Genomic DNA, 15,530 nt, shown 5'->3' on the forward strand with positions numbered 1-15,530 from the left:
TTATTCACCTCCCACAAGAAGCGAAGGTCGCTGACTTTCCACCGCTTCTTCACGATGATTGCGAACAACCACATACAACTCAGTCTTTTCACCCGGCAACAAGATATTGCGAGGCCAGTAGGCGCTTGCCACTATATCTGGTGTATGACAGGCTATTTCACTGGCTTCTATCGGCTCATCGGCAAAGCTTTCAACCAGTCCTACATAGACGGTGAAGTAATGTCCCGTCACAATTTGCCCCTGCTTAAAACCAAACTTTAAGCCAGGCTGAAAACATTTCGGGCTTGTGTCAGTTTGGCCAGCTAAACGGATGTCATAGCCTTGTGGTAACTCATTTAGTGCAAGGCTTCTGAGTAAATCACGTAAGCTATCGACGTATGGCTGAGCCGTTTCCCAAGTGGCGGCTTTTCGGTTCACGACGCCCTTGATAGGCCACTGCTGACCATCAATAGCTAAGGTAATTTCACGCGGTGGAATACGACGAGGTACTAAAGTGACAGATAATGCAGGCGCTTCCTGACCAGGCGGAGTGATGTAGAGTGAAACCGGTGATTCTTTGTCCGTGGCCACATATACAACATTCCCCTTAATTTGCGTCTGAGCATCACTGGTTGTTCTCACCTGAGGCGATTCAAACGGCGTCACAATTCGATTCAGATGACCAAGTGCTACAGGGATCAGTTCATTAACCCCCGGTGTCATCAGTAGCGTTGTTGGCGTATCCGCTGCAACCGTATTGCTTTGAACCGGTGGATGTGCAGTAGCAGACTGTTTCATCACACTGGCTGGCACAATTGGCAATTCCACATCTGCATACGACGCTTGAGATAACAGAACTCCACACAAGCTGATTGCGATTAAGCTTGGTGTCATCCATCGACTAATTTTGGTTCGCATCATTCACCCTCCGGTTTTGCTCTTGGGTCAACTTTTCACGATCTCGCTTCGTTCTAGCTTGCCCCTCATACGTATCCATCCAACTGAGCTTTGGACGGTATTGCTCAATATCGATGTCAAACTCATAAGTGCGAGTTTGGCGCTGTTCATCTCCAGATGGTCCAGAGACCAAGGAATAACCGGTCACAAAGACATGGCCGGTTTCATACTCATACTCCACTTGTCTGGGTTGGAATTTGAGCGTGACTCGGTCTTCACGGATCTGTCTTGCCTGAATCTCCAGTGCATCGACCACTTGCTGGTACACCGCAGGTGAAAGTAGCGGCTCGATAGCAACCCGGATAAAAGACACATTACCCGGCGTCACGTTGCCCATAAGCTCAGCCAGATAGAGCCCCCAGGACTCCAGGTAAGGTTGAGTGGCTTGGTTTCGTGACACTTCAGCCGTTTCAGACAAGGTTGGTGGTTGAATGGCCACCACGGTATTGCGAGAAAATGCCGCTACCGCAAGCAGCAAATTAGATAGCACCAGCACTGCAATCAGGAACCGCTGCCATCGGTTCTCTAATTGCGTGCCTTGCCATGATTTTAAAAACACGTCGAACTTCACGGCAGATAGCTCCTGATAAATGGGTTAGGGATCGTCTTGGCTTTGGTTGGCAACAGTCCGGCCCAGTAGATGGCGTGAAGAATAAAACCATCTGGGCGACCATCACGAAAACGCCGATAGAGCTTGGTTGTCACCAACCCCAACAGGCATAAAACCAAGGCATTACCGGTAAAAATGCCGATCACTAGCCCCAACAGAATGGGAGCCATCTCATCGGCACTCCAAAGCAGGAAGTGCGGCGGATCATCGATATAGGACGGAATACTCACAGGTTCCATAGTCACTCCTCGTTGTTTGAATTGAGAAGTGAAGAATGCCTTGGGATTGGCAGGTTCGGTGGTCAGCTAGATGCCGAATTTTTGAAGGTTTTGAGGGTTCTACTCAGACAATACTAACAATTGATCTTTTTGATGCGGTTGATATGATGAGGATATTGGTCGTGTCGAGACCAGCTGCCCACTTTAGCAAACCCGGACGGGACGACATGCATATCAAATTTATTTTTTGCTTAGGTTTTTTCTGCGACCTCGGCAGTGGGCACCGTATTCGCTAATAGGAGAAACTCAATGCAAATTACTAAAATCATTTCCTCTGCCACGGTTGAACGTTTAAAGCAAAAAGCACGAAAGCTTAAACGTGAAAAATCTATTCCACACACTCAAGCACTCGATGAAATTGCAATCTCTGTTGGTTTTAATCATTGGCATCAAGTTGTACAAGCTAATGACTTACTGAAGCCATCAGAAGTGGCGTTATCTTCAGGATGTGTCATGGCTTTTGATGTCAAAGATGGTATGGATGTCGATACCAGTGATGGAATTTTAATTGAAGACCACTTCTTGGAGATGCTCACTGAAAAGCAGCTATTCGAAATTTATGCCAATTCCCCTGATGAGGACGACGAACAAAACAGGCCGCTAAAAGAAACGCTATCGGATTCAGAGCTTCATGAGTATTTTCGAGATGATTGCTCATTCATGTACTTCCGTCTTGCCGAACCTCATGCAAACAAACCGATGAAAGAAGTATTGGCTCTTATACGACAGTACTCATTTTGGATGCCTCAATATATTTGGCTTCAAGGTCACCTTATTGATACTTACCATTTGCCTGCTGAAGACGAGAACGGTAATACCGTAGGCGTAAGGTTTTAGCTCTACAAGATGAGGTCTAACTGGCCTCATATCTTCTTCTGCAAGTGACTTAACGCTAATCCCGCCATCAATGCTAAACCGATGATCATCGACGGTAACACCACTGGAGGAATGGCCAGCGGGGCAAACAATCCCATAAACAGCAAAATGACACCTGAGCCCAGGATAATCATGCTGTAGCGGTAAATGATAGGGCTCGAAAAATCAAAGGTTGTCTTCTTAATCTTCCAGGTCATTAAGCCATCCCACAACGCTGGTAACATGAGAATAAGCGCAAAGGGCAACCAGACCATCAGCAAAGCAAATCGAGTGAACACTTGGTACAACACATCAAAAAATGACTGAATACGGTCTTCTACCCAGACGAACCAAAAGCCTCCCATGTTCTCCATCCCTTTAGAACGAAGTCGTTGTTCTTCAGTGGGGATTAGAAAATCACGCACAGATTGCTCCATCTGTGTATCCACAATCCATGACTGATACCAGCGATGGCTAGTTTGACCAATCCAATAGCTTGTTTGAGCGCCCAATTGATTTTGGATCATCTGCTTCTCTTTACTAATGACCCGGCCAGTCCAATCACCGGGCACTAACACGCCAATGGCAATAATCTCCAGCATCAGTGCCAGACACAGTAGCCAAACCGACTTATGCTTGCTCATGCCAAACATCCTCTTCTACTCGGGCCAGCATGGCTGCAACGGTCGGCGTCATAATCCGGGCTTTAATCACTTGTTGAAGCCGCTTTGTCGTCGTGTGACCACTTTCATAACGCACGTCGATGCGTCCTTCAGCCAAATACGCCATCCGATTTGGACGATTACGAATCCAGGTGTGGAAATACACACCATCCACGGCGGCCCACTCGAAATGGTCAGGATCACGCAGCCGAATCCCCGTTAAAGCACTGGCGGCAGTCCAGGTCAGTGCCTCAATGAAATGCCAAAGGCGAACACTGTCATCATCACAACTGACTTCTTCATAACTACCCAAGCCATTGCACAGACACAAATCAAAGATGGAATGGCCATCTAACGTGAGCGCATCCGTTAAATAGTCCGCCAAACAGTGTACTGAAGCCAGAGCATGAGGCCAGTCGGTTTCAAGCAGTCTTAAAGCTTCCTTGAACTGAGGGTTATGTTGCTGCCACTGAGCGAGCATTTCTTTACTGGTAAGTGTTGTCATTTTCAGACAGACAGAATGATGCATACAGACTCCTTATGCTGCCTGTGTAGAGCTGGTTAAAATAGGAATGCGGCCTTTGATCACGCGGCCACCTGAAAGCTTGGCGATGTACTCCAGGTTGGGAAGCTGGCCTAATAACTGCGGTGGAAACATATCGCCTTCTTCCTCCATCAAGCGCTCGCCATGATTGCCGGTAAACAACGCGGGGCTGTCCGAGTTGGACGACATACCTTGAGTTTGCATGATGTACTGCAACCGAGTCTTAGGCAGATTGTCGGTAATGTACTGCTGCGTTTCGGCATCCATCACCCGAAGGGCTATCAAGTTATTGATGTTACCTAACACCTGGCGAGCCTTAGCTTCACTGCCTGTTCGAGCTGCAAAGTCAGCAAAGGTCTGAGTAGCAATCACACAACGCATTTTTGCGCCACGGCCTTTGTTGAGCAGTTGAATGAAGGGATCGTTGACGACTTCAGCCGCCTCATCGATGAAGATATTTACGGGACGATTTTCAACACCATAGTTATAGCGGTCACCGGCCACGGCGGTGAGATCGGATAAAAGCAACGAACCAATGGCGCTGCCAACCATGGCGTCGGTCAATGAATCCAAGCCGATATACGCCACTTGGGCATTGTTGATAATACGGCCAGAATCCGTAATTAACCGGCTGTCATCCACATCGTTTGCAATCGGTGATAGCAATGGACCTAGTTCACTTGATGTGAGCATATTGAGCACCGGCATCAATGAGGCCACCATCTTTGAATAGTGGGTTCTGTCATGCTCAAACATACTCAAAAGGCCCTCCAAATCAGTATTGGCGGCAACGGGCTGAATGCGTTCGTAGTAGAAAAGTAGCATCGCCATGGCTTGTTTAGCCAAGGTATTGGCCTTTTCGGTAAAGCGCTTGATCTCCACACTAAAATTGGGATACACCTGCTCCCCCCAGGCTGTGACGGCTTTTACTACCAAGCCTTCTGGGCCACCTTCCAAAAAACGCCTCAGTGTTTTCAGATCAGGACGTTGTGACGTAAGCAACAAACCTTGCACTATGTTATTCAGTGCCATTTGGCCAAAGGCTTTAAATGGATCAGCACCGGTTTCAGAGGGGATTAATGCCGCAATTCGGCTGGCAATTTCAGTACCCCGGTTAAAGTTTCTCAGGGGATTAAGACGTACTGAATGCTCTGGAAAACCCGGATGAAAATACACAAAGCGCTCAGGACTACCGGCGGCAATACAGGCTCGCTGTGCATTATCCTTAAGTTCCTTGTCTCCCTTAGGGTCAATAATAATCACGGCTTCATTACGCAAAATGGCCTGAGTGATCATCGCATCAAAGCATCGGGTTTTCCCGGCACCGGTCGTGCCGACAATTAAGGTGTGCCCCTCAGTGTGACCAACTGGCTGGTACACATCTTCTTCTTTGGGCTCAACACCATGAATCCAGGTCGAACCCATTTGTTTGCCGTGACCTTGGTTAAGCAAGGTTTGCTTATCCCGCTTTAATATTTCATAAGCGCGTTGAGCATGACGTTGATCCCACTCAAAGCCATATCCTAACCACAATTCATCAGGATGTTTTGCCATCACTTTTTGCAAATGCGACAGCTCCATAAAAGCCAAAGGTTTGCCTTTTAATCCCTTCTGTAACTTATGAAGACGATAAGCCTCAGGCAGGCGATACAACGCCATGCCCGAGGAAATCACTGTCATCCACCAAAATGGCTCAGGTGGTAGCTCTGTCAGCATTTCTGCGGCAATCGCCCCAGTGGCTCCAACCAGCCAACCAGCTGCTGCCATGGCTTCATAGTTCGTGCGCCAGGGCATCTCATATGCGTTTTCTTTCATTCATTCTCCGCAAAATAACCGTTTGCAATCGCTTAATTTCAAATGGATTAACGCTTAGCGTGAGCGGTAAACAGAACCGTTTCCCCCTCATCAAACTGGCATTGGTCACTGGCCGAGATCCCCCGAAGCAGCTGTCCGGCTGGAATACCATGCTCATTGGCGACTTGGCGTAAGGTTTGAATCGTGACGCGAATACCATCGGCACTATGATCCACGTCTGGGTAATCACCATCGGTCAGTAAGATGGGCAAATCTTTCACAAAATTAACCATCTGTTGCCGCTGCGCGTGTTTGGGGTCGGTACTTGAGTTCGCATTGGCCGCAATCGGCTTTTGCTTTCGCTCCGTTCTTGTGGCGGGTTCTTTTGCTTGGGCATTGGTTGTCTCAGTTCGACTCGGTCGCGGTGAAGCTTCTTCGTTCTGAATTGCTGCCGCCGGCTCTGTGTCTTGATTGGAAAGGTCTATCAGTACAGTAAGCCCTTTAGAAATCGATAGTTTCAGCAGTAACCCTTGCTCCTGAACTCCATCATTTGTAGTCACAGTTCTGGCTTTACGCGTCGGGTTTGCCGGATCTAGTTCAAGCCAATCTAATCGACTGAGTTCAGCAAGCAGTTTTCGGGGAGCACACCAATGTCTTACGGCATCGGGATAGCGGATCAGTATCTGTTCATCAACCATAACCAACGCACTACTGGCCTCTGGGAGCCACGCCAAAGATTCAGGCAGATTCAATGCCTCTGCATCGTGCTGGTTTACGTTATTTGAGATAGCGCCATCATATGAATTGTTAAGCTTTTCGCATTCATCACCTGGAGCATATTCAGTTGCCTGAAGGTGATTAACATCACTGGCAAGACGAATTTCATCATCTTGTTCGGACGGTTTTGTCGATGGCGACTCAGACGAATTGCCGTGTTCGATTGATGATGACGCTTCAGGCAAGTCTGAATGCTCACTGGAGCGACTCTGTGGCTCTGCTTGTGTTTGCTGTGTTGATTCCCACTCAGATTTGCTAAACAGTCTCACGCTACTTGGTACATTCGAGCTGAACAATAAATCGGCCTCAGATATATGCAGCATGGGTAGCCAGATTGGCTTGTCGTCTTTGATCAGCTCTTCAGGGGCAAGGCTTTCGTATCGCTCATTTGAGGCGAATTTAGTGGCCAATCCTCGCTCAATGAGGATGTCCGCAAGGGTATCGGGATCTCTTGGGATGCCAGGTATCTTGTCTTTGGCCAACAGCTCAATGATGTCCTTAGCCGCGCTTTTCCAGACCAGGTAAAGATTGGTTGATTGATTCGATTTTCGTACCCAGACTCTGGCGTCTCGCTGATTGACTAACCACTGGGAACTGGCAAGCAATCGCCTCATGGCATCAAGTAGATAGCGTTCGACTGGGACACCAAGGGCATTGTCGTCAATGGAAATTCGTTGAGCTTTAAGATCTCTCTGTACACTGGTTTGGTCAGCTTCAATAACCAATTTAGACAGGACATGCTCGGGATCGGTATTGCCAATTGCCTCCAGCATGGCTTGCAAAATTTCAGGGCCCGGCTGGGTTAACCAGGCGAGCAACTCAGGTGTCATCACCCGGTTTAACACCAGAATTGAAAATTGCTCGTGCCGCTTGCACCGTCCGTCGCGCCAGCGAATGAAATAGCGTTCAATGCTGTTGTTACTGGTCCACTGGGATAAGGTTTCTAAAAAAGGGTTCCACTGATAGCGTCCATCTTCATCCGTGATGGACAAGTCTGAAACGGGCTTACCAATATCATGGAACAAACCGCCAAGAGCCGCTGCAACACGCCACCTTGGCTCTAGCTCTTTTTTCTCAACCGGTGTGCCACTGGCAACAAATATGATCCCTTCAGCAGCTTGTGCCGCCCAGAAAGCAACTTCCAACGAGTGACGTAATAAACCACCAGCGCCACTGTGATGATGATGCTCAGAAGCTGGCAGCAAGTGGACATAAGCAGCCAGATGATCAATGCAGGGCTGAATTAGCCTTTGAAAATCACGCTGATTAAAGCCAAGTACCTGGCGCAGTTTGGCTATTAGCTCGTCTTGTGTGGACTGCAAATCCTCGGGTGACGCAGCTGGCAACCCCTTTAGGAATGGCGGGTAGCGTGGAATGTCTGTATCCAGTTGAGATGACAGCTCTGGTAATGCTTTGGCTTGAAAAAATAGGTTTTTGAACATAGTGAACCTCCGACACGATAGTGTGAAGGTTCATAAACTCACCGGCGGTGAATTAGATGTAAAAGAACCGCACCTATTTGACTAGGAAGTGGCGAAGCAGTTTTGTCTTAATTGAAACTAATTTTGCAAAGGTTTCCAACTTTTAGAAAAGCCAGCGCTTTTCGAAGTTGGCGCATTTGCAGGACGTTTCATTTTCACAGTCATAGGAAATGGGAAATCGACTCCTAACAACAACGCTTCTCCTTGACCCAAGACAGGGAGAAAAGATGCTGAACGTTGATCAATAGCGCCAACAGCCTTTTTTACAATTTCTTGGTCCAGCTGATTGGTCAACCTATGCACAATAAGTGTACCAATCTGACTTAAAACATCTTCAGGAATGTCACGTGGTCGCTGAGTAGCAATGATGGTATTTAAACCATACTTTCTACCTTCTTTAGCAATATTCCCAAAGGCATCCAACTCAAACCTGTTCGTTTCTTCACCAATTCGCTTATTGAGAAATTGATGAGCTTCATCAATAAATACTAATAGAGGTGCACCATGATTTATTGCGCCTTGCCTGGCTACGGATAACAATTTTCTACCAATGGCATTAACAAGTATTTCTCTTGAGTTTGCTTCAAATGGAACTTCAGAAAGATCTAATCTCAGCACATTATTGCTACTTATTGGCGAACAGAAATCATCAATAAGATTAGGTAATGTCTTTAATTTATCATCCGGGTCAATCATCCATTTTAAATTTGGGTTGTTTGAATAGGCTTTAATCCGAGCTATCAGGTTTAAACAGTGGCCAACATCATTATCAGCTCTACCGCCCCAAATAGTTGGGTTAGGATTACTAGCATTACCGCCATTTGGCCACACACACTCGTTTACAATTTGGTCAGCAATGTATTTAAACATCCATGGGGCTGTCTGGATAGAGCTATTCATAGACAATAGAGCAGCTTCGTAAGGAGCCTTTGCTTGGCCAGATTTGTTCAAAAGGTAATTTGCATTGATATCAAGGCCATGATTTTGTTGCTGCCAAAATTGCCAAACTATTTTCTGACTCTCGATAGCAGCCTCCAGTTTAGGCGCTTGGCTTTGTGCTGAAGGCCTTAAAAAGGCTCTAATATCTGAGTCTGTAAACTGCCAATGTGGAAAAGTTAACTGATTCAATGGAGTTGCTTTTGCATGATTCCCAACATAGTAACTGTCACAGCCAAGTGACTCATATTCCCCCGTCGGGTCAATAATAATTGCTTTGCCTCCAGCCTTAATCACTTGCTCTATGATGTTTGTCATCGAGTAACTTTTCCCGCCACCTGTTGCTCCTAAAATAGCGCAATGGCGTGAAAATAATTTTTCTGGGGTAACGTGAACAGTTACGGATTCATCATGCGGAAGTGAAGCTAACGGTAAATGAATTTGGCCTGGCTCTTCATCTTGTTTACCTTCAGCGATTATTGATACCAGATACGGGTGAGCTGAATATATTTGGCTACCTAATCTCGGATGCTGCTTAATTCCTTTGTAGTTACGACCATTAGCTGGGTTCAAACTCACCAATAATTGAACAAGTCCAATTGGATGATTTTCAGATGGTTTATCAGCCAAACCGTCAACACTTAATCTCTCACCACCCTCAATCCACACTTTCACTAAGCGCCCAAGTATCGCTGTTTCACCTATGTCGATGAATACAAATTCATTTACTTCTCCAGCGGCTATTCGATTTCCGAATGACCAACTAGGCTCACCAGATCCCGCTTTAGATAAGTTAATGATAAGCTCGGTTGCAGATACGCTAATGACGCTACCAATCCGTCTTGTTGGATCGTACGGGGAAAACCACTTTTTCCGCTCCATGAATAGTCTCCCTTATTTAATACTCGCTGTGATTTTCTCAAATGCTTTGAAGAGTTCGTCCTCGGGAGTTGCTGATCTTCGTTCAGGTAGCAGACTAGAAAACTGTTTAAACGTTGAATCCATTATCGCGATTCTGCCATCCCCATGGTCAATAGCGGCCATTAGCAGATTCCTAATCTCATTATTAAATGAACCCGTTACACTGAATGGGTCTTTCGTTGCAACCATCAGCATAAACTCAGGATTAGTCCTAAGCGCCATAGTTAGCGCATTATTTATATGCTTATCATTAAAACCAAAACCTAGGCACAATACAGCCGTTTTTGGTTGTTTAACTACTTCCAAAAAAGAAGTCATCATATCTAAGTAAGGAGAATCATAAGATGTCTGATACTTGCTACTGCTTGGATAGATAAAAACAGGTTCACCAATTTTGCTATCAGCACCTAGCTTTCTAACTCTACCGTTAAATTTTCTCCAGTCCACAGAGCCATGCATCTTGTATAGCTGAACCACATTGGATATGTATGCGCCTTCACTGCTCTTGGAATGTCCACGGTTCACTATGTCATACTTGAACCACATAGGATTAAAAAAAGAGGGGTTAGAAAACTCAAAACCATCGATAACAACAAAACCAGTATTTGATGCAGCGTACTCAAAAGCCAAGTCATAATTAGTCGTGAAAAGTTTAAGTCGTTGTTGCTGAGCACTCCTCCTACCTACTGCACGCATAAATTTATTATGACTAACCCAGTCTGATTCAGGGATCGATTCAGTAAAGCTAGTTTTAGCTAAAATTATGTTTTTGGCTTGCTCAAGGAACTTACTTACTTGATTAATTCTTTGATTTGAAAGGTTCCCAACGGCTAAAGAGGAATCGCATAGAGACAATAATAGTTCAATGTCAGGCTTTGCATCTCCGTTTTCTTCACGATGTTTTTGAATAGCATCATAATTTGTTGCCTTCAAAACCAATTGGAAAAGATTCTCATCTGCTTTTTTACAATAGTCCCAAAGGTGCCACATACTTGGAGCGATAGGCGCTTTGTTCTGCTGAGAAAGCTTATTAAATGTTAAAGACGTGCCTGAACCAGCCAGTATGACTAAGTTATCAGTATCTAAAACTTTATTGATAAAACGAAAGAATGTGGCCAGCTCGTCATCTAAGTCATCATTAGAAAGATCAATTTCGATTGGCTCTCTCTTCGAAGACGCGGAGTTCCTTTTTATGTCTGATGACAAAAACCTTACTATGTTTTCATTTTCCATTTTGTTAATTCACCTTCCACGTAAAAGACAACTAGCCTATAAATCAATAAATTTCAGACGCTTGCGCTATTTGACTTCGTTCCTGAACAGCACGTCATAACACTTATATCTGCCCACCCACACCTTTGAATTTTTCAACAAAAGCGGCAATTTTCTGAAAAACCGTTTGCTTCTGGGTTCGGTACTGTGGGTTCAATGGGCTAAGTTTGGGCAGCGCTTCATTAAGAGCAGTTCCATTTTCAGAGGCGTACTCACGTTTGAGTGATGACGCAATATAGCGTTTGGCAGCATCGATATTGAGCTTTTCAGAGGCAATAATGGCATCGGCTTCGCGCTTCTGCTCCGCCTGGGCGAATTTGAAGAATGCGTCGATAATGCTGGCTTTGTCATTGATCTCATCTAGGTTTGTCTGGTTAATAAAATCAACCACCAAGCTCTCTTTCGCTCTATTGCCAAGGCTACCGCGGATCATACGGCGGACTTCTTCAATCAAGCCTTCTTTGCTCTTGTTCTTCTTATTGTGATCAAAAATCAGTTCAAGAATGTAATCGAGGTTGATTTCTTGCGATTTAAGCAAATCAATTTCAAAGACCACATCGTCCCAGTCTACCGTTGACTTATCTTTGTCCTGACCTTCTTTATCGCGTCGCAACCAGTCACGGGTATCGTTGTAAGTAGAGCGATAATCTTGGATAGCACGTTCGCTCGGCATATCGATAGCTTGCATTGTCTCGATGTCAGCATCGTCCAGATAGTACTTTGCCTTGAACTCTTCAACAGCTTGTTCATCACTGGTATCTAAGCTTTGCAGCGCTTTTAATCCAGCAAACTCATCGTAGTTTTGTAGAATATTTTCTGCTTTTAGGTATTCACCAAACAGCTTGGCAAACTCTTTTTTATCTTGTTCTTTTTCAATATTTTCTGGGTTTGGAAAGCGTTCTTGCAGCTCTTTTACGATATCAACAAAACCTCGACGCGCTTGGCCAGTAGCAATATCGTTAAAGCCTTCCATGTATTCTTTGTAGCTCTTCTCCAACACCACGTTTTTGGTGTTTTTGTCACCAAACAAGGTAATGGCGTCAATGGTTGCCTGTTCCAAGTCCCGGAAGGTAACAATATTGCCAAAGGTCTTCGTTGCATCATAAATGCGATTGGTGCGAGAAAACGCCTGCATCAAGCCGTGATAGCGCAAATTCTTATCAACAAACAAGGTGTTAAGCGTAGGCGCATCAAAGCCCGTTAAAAACATACCGACCACTATGAGTAGATCAATTTCTTGATTCTTAACTCGCTGGGCAAGGTCACGGTAATAATTCTGAAAACCATTACTGTCCACGCCATAGTTAGATTTAAACATGGCGTTGTAATCGTTAATCGCGGCGCTCAAAAACTCTTTTGCGCTGCTGTTCATGGCACTGACTTCAAAACTCTCATCTAAAATATCACCAATGGCGTCCTGCTCTTCATTGGCAGCAAATGAGAAGATAGTCGCAATACGCAGAGGTTTACTTGTAGGTCCATTTTCGGCCTCGGCCTGCAATGTTTTAAAGGTTTCATAGTACGCTTTCGCTGCATCAAGACTACTGACCGCAAACATGGCGTTAAACCCTTTGGCACCAGAATAGGCTCGATGCGTTTTCTGGTTAAAATGGTTCAGAATATACTGCGAGATTTCACGAATGCGCATTGGATGTAAGAAAGCTTTCTTGTTCTCCGCCGCACTGAGCTTCTTATCATCCTGCTCAGTCTCAATGCTCTTAAATTGAGGACGAACATCGTTATAGTCCACTTTGAACTTGAGTACTTTTTCATCACGAATGGCGTCAGTGATCACATAAGTGTGCAACTGCTGGCCAAACACGCTGCCCGTGGTTTCAGCACCCAAGGCGTTTTCAGGGAAAATTGGCGTACCGGTAAAGCCAAACTGGTAGTACTTTTTGAATTTCTTCTTCAGGTTTTTCTGCGCTTCACCGAACTGGCTTCGATGACACTCATCAAAAATAAAGACAACCTGCTTGTTGTAGATAGCTAAATCGCTTTCACTTTTGATTAAGTTGTTGAGCTTTTGGATTGTGGTAACAACAATCTTGTTATCGTCTTTATCCAGGTTGCTTTTTAGCCCTGCGGTACTGTCTGAACCGTTCACACTATCAGGTGAGAACCGCTGGTACTCTTTCATGGTCTGATAGTCGAGGTCTTTTCGGTCCACCACAAAAAAGACTTTATCGATACAGTCTAAATCGGTGGCCAAACGTGCCGCTTTAAAGCTAGTGAGTGTTTTTCCTGAACCCGTGGTGTGCCAAATGTACCCGCCGCTCTCGGTGTTGCTCCAATTCTTAGCGTTAAACGCGCTCTTTATCTTCCATAAAATGCGCTCAGTGGCCGCAATCTGGTAGGGGCGCATTACAAGTAAGGTATTGCTGACATCAAATACCGAGTAACGCAAGATCACTTCAAGTAAGGTCTCTTTCTGGAAAAAAGTGGCGGTAAAGTCTTTTAAATCCTTGATCAGCGTATTGTCTGACTTCGCCCAGTTCATCGTGAAGTCGAAGCTGTTTTTGTCGCGCTTAGTGGTATTGGCAAAATAGCGCGTGTCGGTGCCATTCGAGATCACAAACAACTGCAAGAACTTGTACAACGAGTTCTCTGCATTAAAACTTTCTTTGCTGTAGCGATGTATTTGGTTAAACGCCTCACGGATCGCCACACCACGCTTTTTCAGTTCAATTTGCACCAAAGGCAAACCATTGACCAAAATCGTCACATCGTACCGATTGGCATGGCTTCCCGTTTGCTCAAACTGCTTGATCACCTGCACTTTGTTACGCGCAATGGTTTTCTTGTCGAACAGGTAGATGTTTTCTATATGGCCATCATCAAAGACAAAATCGAAGATATAGTCACTGTGCACCTTGCGGGTTTTGTCGAGAATATTGTCGCTGGGTGTGTTCAGATACTGCTCGCAAAAGCGAGTCCACTCGGCATCAGTTAACTCGACCTTATTAAGGGCTTGTAGCTGCTTGCGTACATTCGCCAGCATGGCGTCTGGCGTCGTTAGCGCAGGTAAATACTCATAGCCTTGGTTGCTTAGGTCCTGAATCAGTTCACGCTCTAAATCACTTTCGCTCTGGTAGCCCTCAGCAATTTGGTCTTGTCGTGTATATTTATCTAAAACAATAAAGTTATTCGATTCTGCAATACTTTTATAGTTGGTCATTGTAATTCCTGCTTCTTGAATCCATAAGTGTTTATTAAGTAACCAACCAAGGTTTCTAATTTATCCTTGTCTTTATCTTCTAGATCCGAGATCTCGTCGCCAGCATGAGCAGAGTGGCTGGATAAATTAAGGATTCTATTGGCGAATGGATCTGGCTTTCCGTCTTGAGATTTTTGAAGAAGTGCAGGCCAATAGTTGTAACCTAGGAAAGTGGCCATTTTCTCAAGAACATTTCTCAGAAGACTAAAATGATACTTTCTGACTTGTCTATCATTAATGGCTTTCTGAAGCTCATTTAGAAGGAATAAGTGATAAGAAAACGGCGAGTCTGTCGGTTGTTCAGGTAGTTCAAAATCACCATCAGCCAGCTTTTCTAATCGGTATTTTTGGAATTCCTTATTTGGCTTATAGATTGGTTTGAAAGTACCATCGGCCTGCTTTTGATAAGCCTTATTATTGAGCTCATTGCAGAGCACATTATAAAAAAGGGGACTATGCGTTGTTATGATAAATTTTAAGTCTGACGAACTAGACTTGATCAAACCTGCTAAATCAACCGCTAATTCAATTAAATGACTATCATCCAATGAACTCACTGGATCATCAATAAATACGTATTCTAAAGCATCAAACTTATCAGTAATTCTATTAGTAGCATCTACCTCATTAAGGGTGGAAACAACTTGTTGTAAAAGAGTGTACATAACACTCCATACAAAGTTACTTTCCTCACCTTTTGAAATTTTTATTACTTCGTATTTACCCTGAACGACATTTTCGACAGCATCAGTCGCGGCAGTATCTAGCTCATAGTTGACAGGTTCATTTGCGGCTACTTGAAAAATGACCTCAGAAAACGCAGGTATCGTTACTTCCTTTTCATCAATTTTAGCTTTATATTTTTCATTGAATATTGGGGTAGCTTTGCTACCCGTATAACGTTGAAAGTTTGTAGCGATGTTGCCGTCTTCGCCCAACTCTTTTAACAAGTCTATCAACCAACCCGTAAAAGTATTTGGTTGTATTTTTAACTTTGGCCTTGAATCTACTTTTAAATCGTTATCCCAATAAAACAGGTCTTCCGTAAAGGCGTTGTAGTACAAGAACTTATCACGAGTTTTCTCTCCATCTCCTTCACTATCATCGTTCTGTGTAGAAGGAACGATTTCCTCCTTAAAAGCTCGTGACAATCGAGTTTTCCCTGTGCCATTAAAGGCATAGATCAACTGTACCTTTTTATTCTTGCTTTTTAAGTCTCTAGCTATGTCCTTTAGTTCCTTACCCAT

12 protein-coding genes are annotated in these 15,530 nt (G+C 44.6%); 1 reads left to right on the forward strand and 11 read right to left on the reverse strand.

Features of this window, described 5'->3' with window-relative positions:
* The 3 genes from D6V41_RS02410 to traL are packed head-to-tail and all read right to left on the reverse strand — an operon-like array spanning position 1 to position 1,785.
* Positions 1-897, reverse strand: coding sequence for a TraK domain-containing protein (locus D6V41_RS02410; protein ID WP_136250078.1), 897 nt, complete (start codon positions 895-897; stop codon positions 1-3).
* Positions 881-1,507: a TraE/TraK family type IV conjugative transfer system protein gene (locus D6V41_RS02415; protein WP_136249865.1), complete on the reverse strand. Its 627-nt coding sequence runs from the start codon at positions 1,505-1,507 to the stop codon at positions 881-883. The genes D6V41_RS02410 and D6V41_RS02415 overlap by 17 nt, the downstream gene beginning before the upstream one ends.
* The gene (gene traL / locus D6V41_RS02420) at positions 1,504-1,785 is read right to left on the reverse strand and encodes a type IV conjugative transfer system protein TraL (RefSeq protein ID WP_000433891.1); all 282 of its coding nucleotides are present in this window, start codon (positions 1,783-1,785) and stop codon (positions 1,504-1,506) included. The genes D6V41_RS02415 and traL overlap by 4 nt, the downstream gene beginning before the upstream one ends.
* Positions 1,786-2,073: 288 nt before the next feature.
* Here traL and D6V41_RS02430 point away from each other — a divergent pair, with 288 nt between their 5' ends.
* Entirely contained in the window at positions 2,074-2,661 is a 588-nt protein-coding gene (locus D6V41_RS02430; RefSeq protein ID WP_136249866.1) for a plasmid-related protein, read from the forward strand.
* A 26-nt stretch (positions 2,662-2,687) separates the two neighbouring features.
* Here D6V41_RS02430 and D6V41_RS02435 read toward each other — a convergent pair whose 3' ends face one another.
* From D6V41_RS02435 to D6V41_RS02470, 8 genes are all read right to left on the reverse strand, one after another.
* Positions 2,688-3,323, reverse strand: coding sequence for an IncC plasmid conjugative DNA transfer DtrJ family protein (locus tag D6V41_RS02435; RefSeq protein ID WP_136249867.1), 636 nt, complete (start codon positions 3,321-3,323; stop codon positions 2,688-2,690).
* Positions 3,310-3,870, reverse strand: coding sequence for a conjugative transfer protein (locus D6V41_RS02440; RefSeq protein WP_136249868.1), 561 nt, complete (start codon positions 3,868-3,870; stop codon positions 3,310-3,312). Before D6V41_RS02440 ends, D6V41_RS02435 begins: the two co-directional genes overlap by 14 nt.
* A 9-nt stretch (positions 3,871-3,879) precedes the next feature.
* Complete coding sequence (traD, locus tag D6V41_RS02445; protein WP_136249869.1) at positions 3,880-5,700, reverse strand: conjugative transfer system coupling protein TraD; 1,821 nt, start codon at positions 5,698-5,700, stop codon at positions 3,880-3,882.
* A gap of 47 nt (positions 5,701-5,747) precedes the next feature.
* Positions 5,748-7,898, reverse strand: a complete 2,151-nt coding sequence (gene mobH, locus D6V41_RS02450) for a MobH family relaxase (RefSeq protein WP_136249870.1) — start codon at positions 7,896-7,898, stop codon at positions 5,748-5,750.
* Positions 7,899-8,015: 117 nt separating this feature from the next.
* Complete coding sequence (locus D6V41_RS02455) at positions 8,016-9,755, reverse strand: ATP-binding protein (protein WP_136249871.1); 1,740 nt, start codon at positions 9,753-9,755, stop codon at positions 8,016-8,018.
* 12 nt (positions 9,756-9,767) lie between these two features.
* A complete protein-coding gene (locus D6V41_RS02460; protein ID WP_136249872.1) occupies positions 9,768-11,027 on the reverse strand; it encodes an SIR2 family protein in 1,260 nt (419 codons plus the stop codon).
* Positions 11,028-11,130: 103 nt separating this feature from the next.
* Complete coding sequence (locus D6V41_RS02465; protein ID WP_136249873.1) at positions 11,131-14,244, reverse strand: HsdR family type I site-specific deoxyribonuclease; 3,114 nt, start codon at positions 14,242-14,244, stop codon at positions 11,131-11,133.
* Positions 14,241-15,530, reverse strand: coding sequence for an ATP-binding protein (locus D6V41_RS02470; RefSeq protein WP_136249874.1), 1,290 nt, complete (start codon positions 15,528-15,530; stop codon positions 14,241-14,243). The genes D6V41_RS02465 and D6V41_RS02470 overlap by 4 nt, the downstream gene beginning before the upstream one ends.

Origin of the sequence: Ningiella ruwaisensis, assembly GCF_004798935.1 — a bacterium.
Taxonomy (GTDB): domain Bacteria; phylum Pseudomonadota; class Gammaproteobacteria; order Enterobacterales; family Alteromonadaceae; genus Glaciecola; species Glaciecola ruwaisensis.

Bases quoted from the DNA above. Each gene is read 5' to 3' on its own strand.
- D6V41_RS02430 (WP_136249866.1), top strand. From the start codon at position 2,074: ATGCAAATTACTAAAATCATTTCCTCTGCCACGGTTGAACGTTTAAAG.
- traL (WP_000433891.1), bottom strand. From the start codon at position 1,785: ATGGAACCTGTGAGTATTCCGTCCTATATCGATGATCCGCCGCACTTC.
- D6V41_RS02465 (WP_136249873.1), bottom strand. From the start codon at position 14,244: ATGACCAACTATAAAAGTATTGCAGAATCGAATAACTTTATTGTTTTA.
- D6V41_RS02470 (WP_136249874.1), bottom strand. From the start codon at position 15,530: ATGGGTAAGGAACTAAAGGACATAGCTAGAGACTTAAAAAGCAAGAAT.
- D6V41_RS02410 (WP_136250078.1), bottom strand. From the start codon at position 897: ATGCGAACCAAAATTAGTCGATGGATGACACCAAGCTTAATCGCAATC.
- D6V41_RS02455 (WP_136249871.1), bottom strand. From the start codon at position 9,755: ATGGAGCGGAAAAAGTGGTTTTCCCCGTACGATCCAACAAGACGGATT.
- D6V41_RS02435 (WP_136249867.1), bottom strand. From the start codon at position 3,323: ATGAGCAAGCATAAGTCGGTTTGGCTACTGTGTCTGGCACTGATGCTG.
- D6V41_RS02440 (WP_136249868.1), bottom strand. From the start codon at position 3,870: ATGCATCATTCTGTCTGTCTGAAAATGACAACACTTACCAGTAAAGAA.
- traD (WP_136249869.1), bottom strand. From the start codon at position 5,700: ATGAAAGAAAACGCATATGAGATGCCCTGGCGCACGAACTATGAAGCC.
- mobH (WP_136249870.1), bottom strand. From the start codon at position 7,898: ATGTTCAAAAACCTATTTTTTCAAGCCAAAGCATTACCAGAGCTGTCA.
- D6V41_RS02460 (WP_136249872.1), bottom strand. From the start codon at position 11,027: ATGGAAAATGAAAACATAGTAAGGTTTTTGTCATCAGACATAAAAAGG.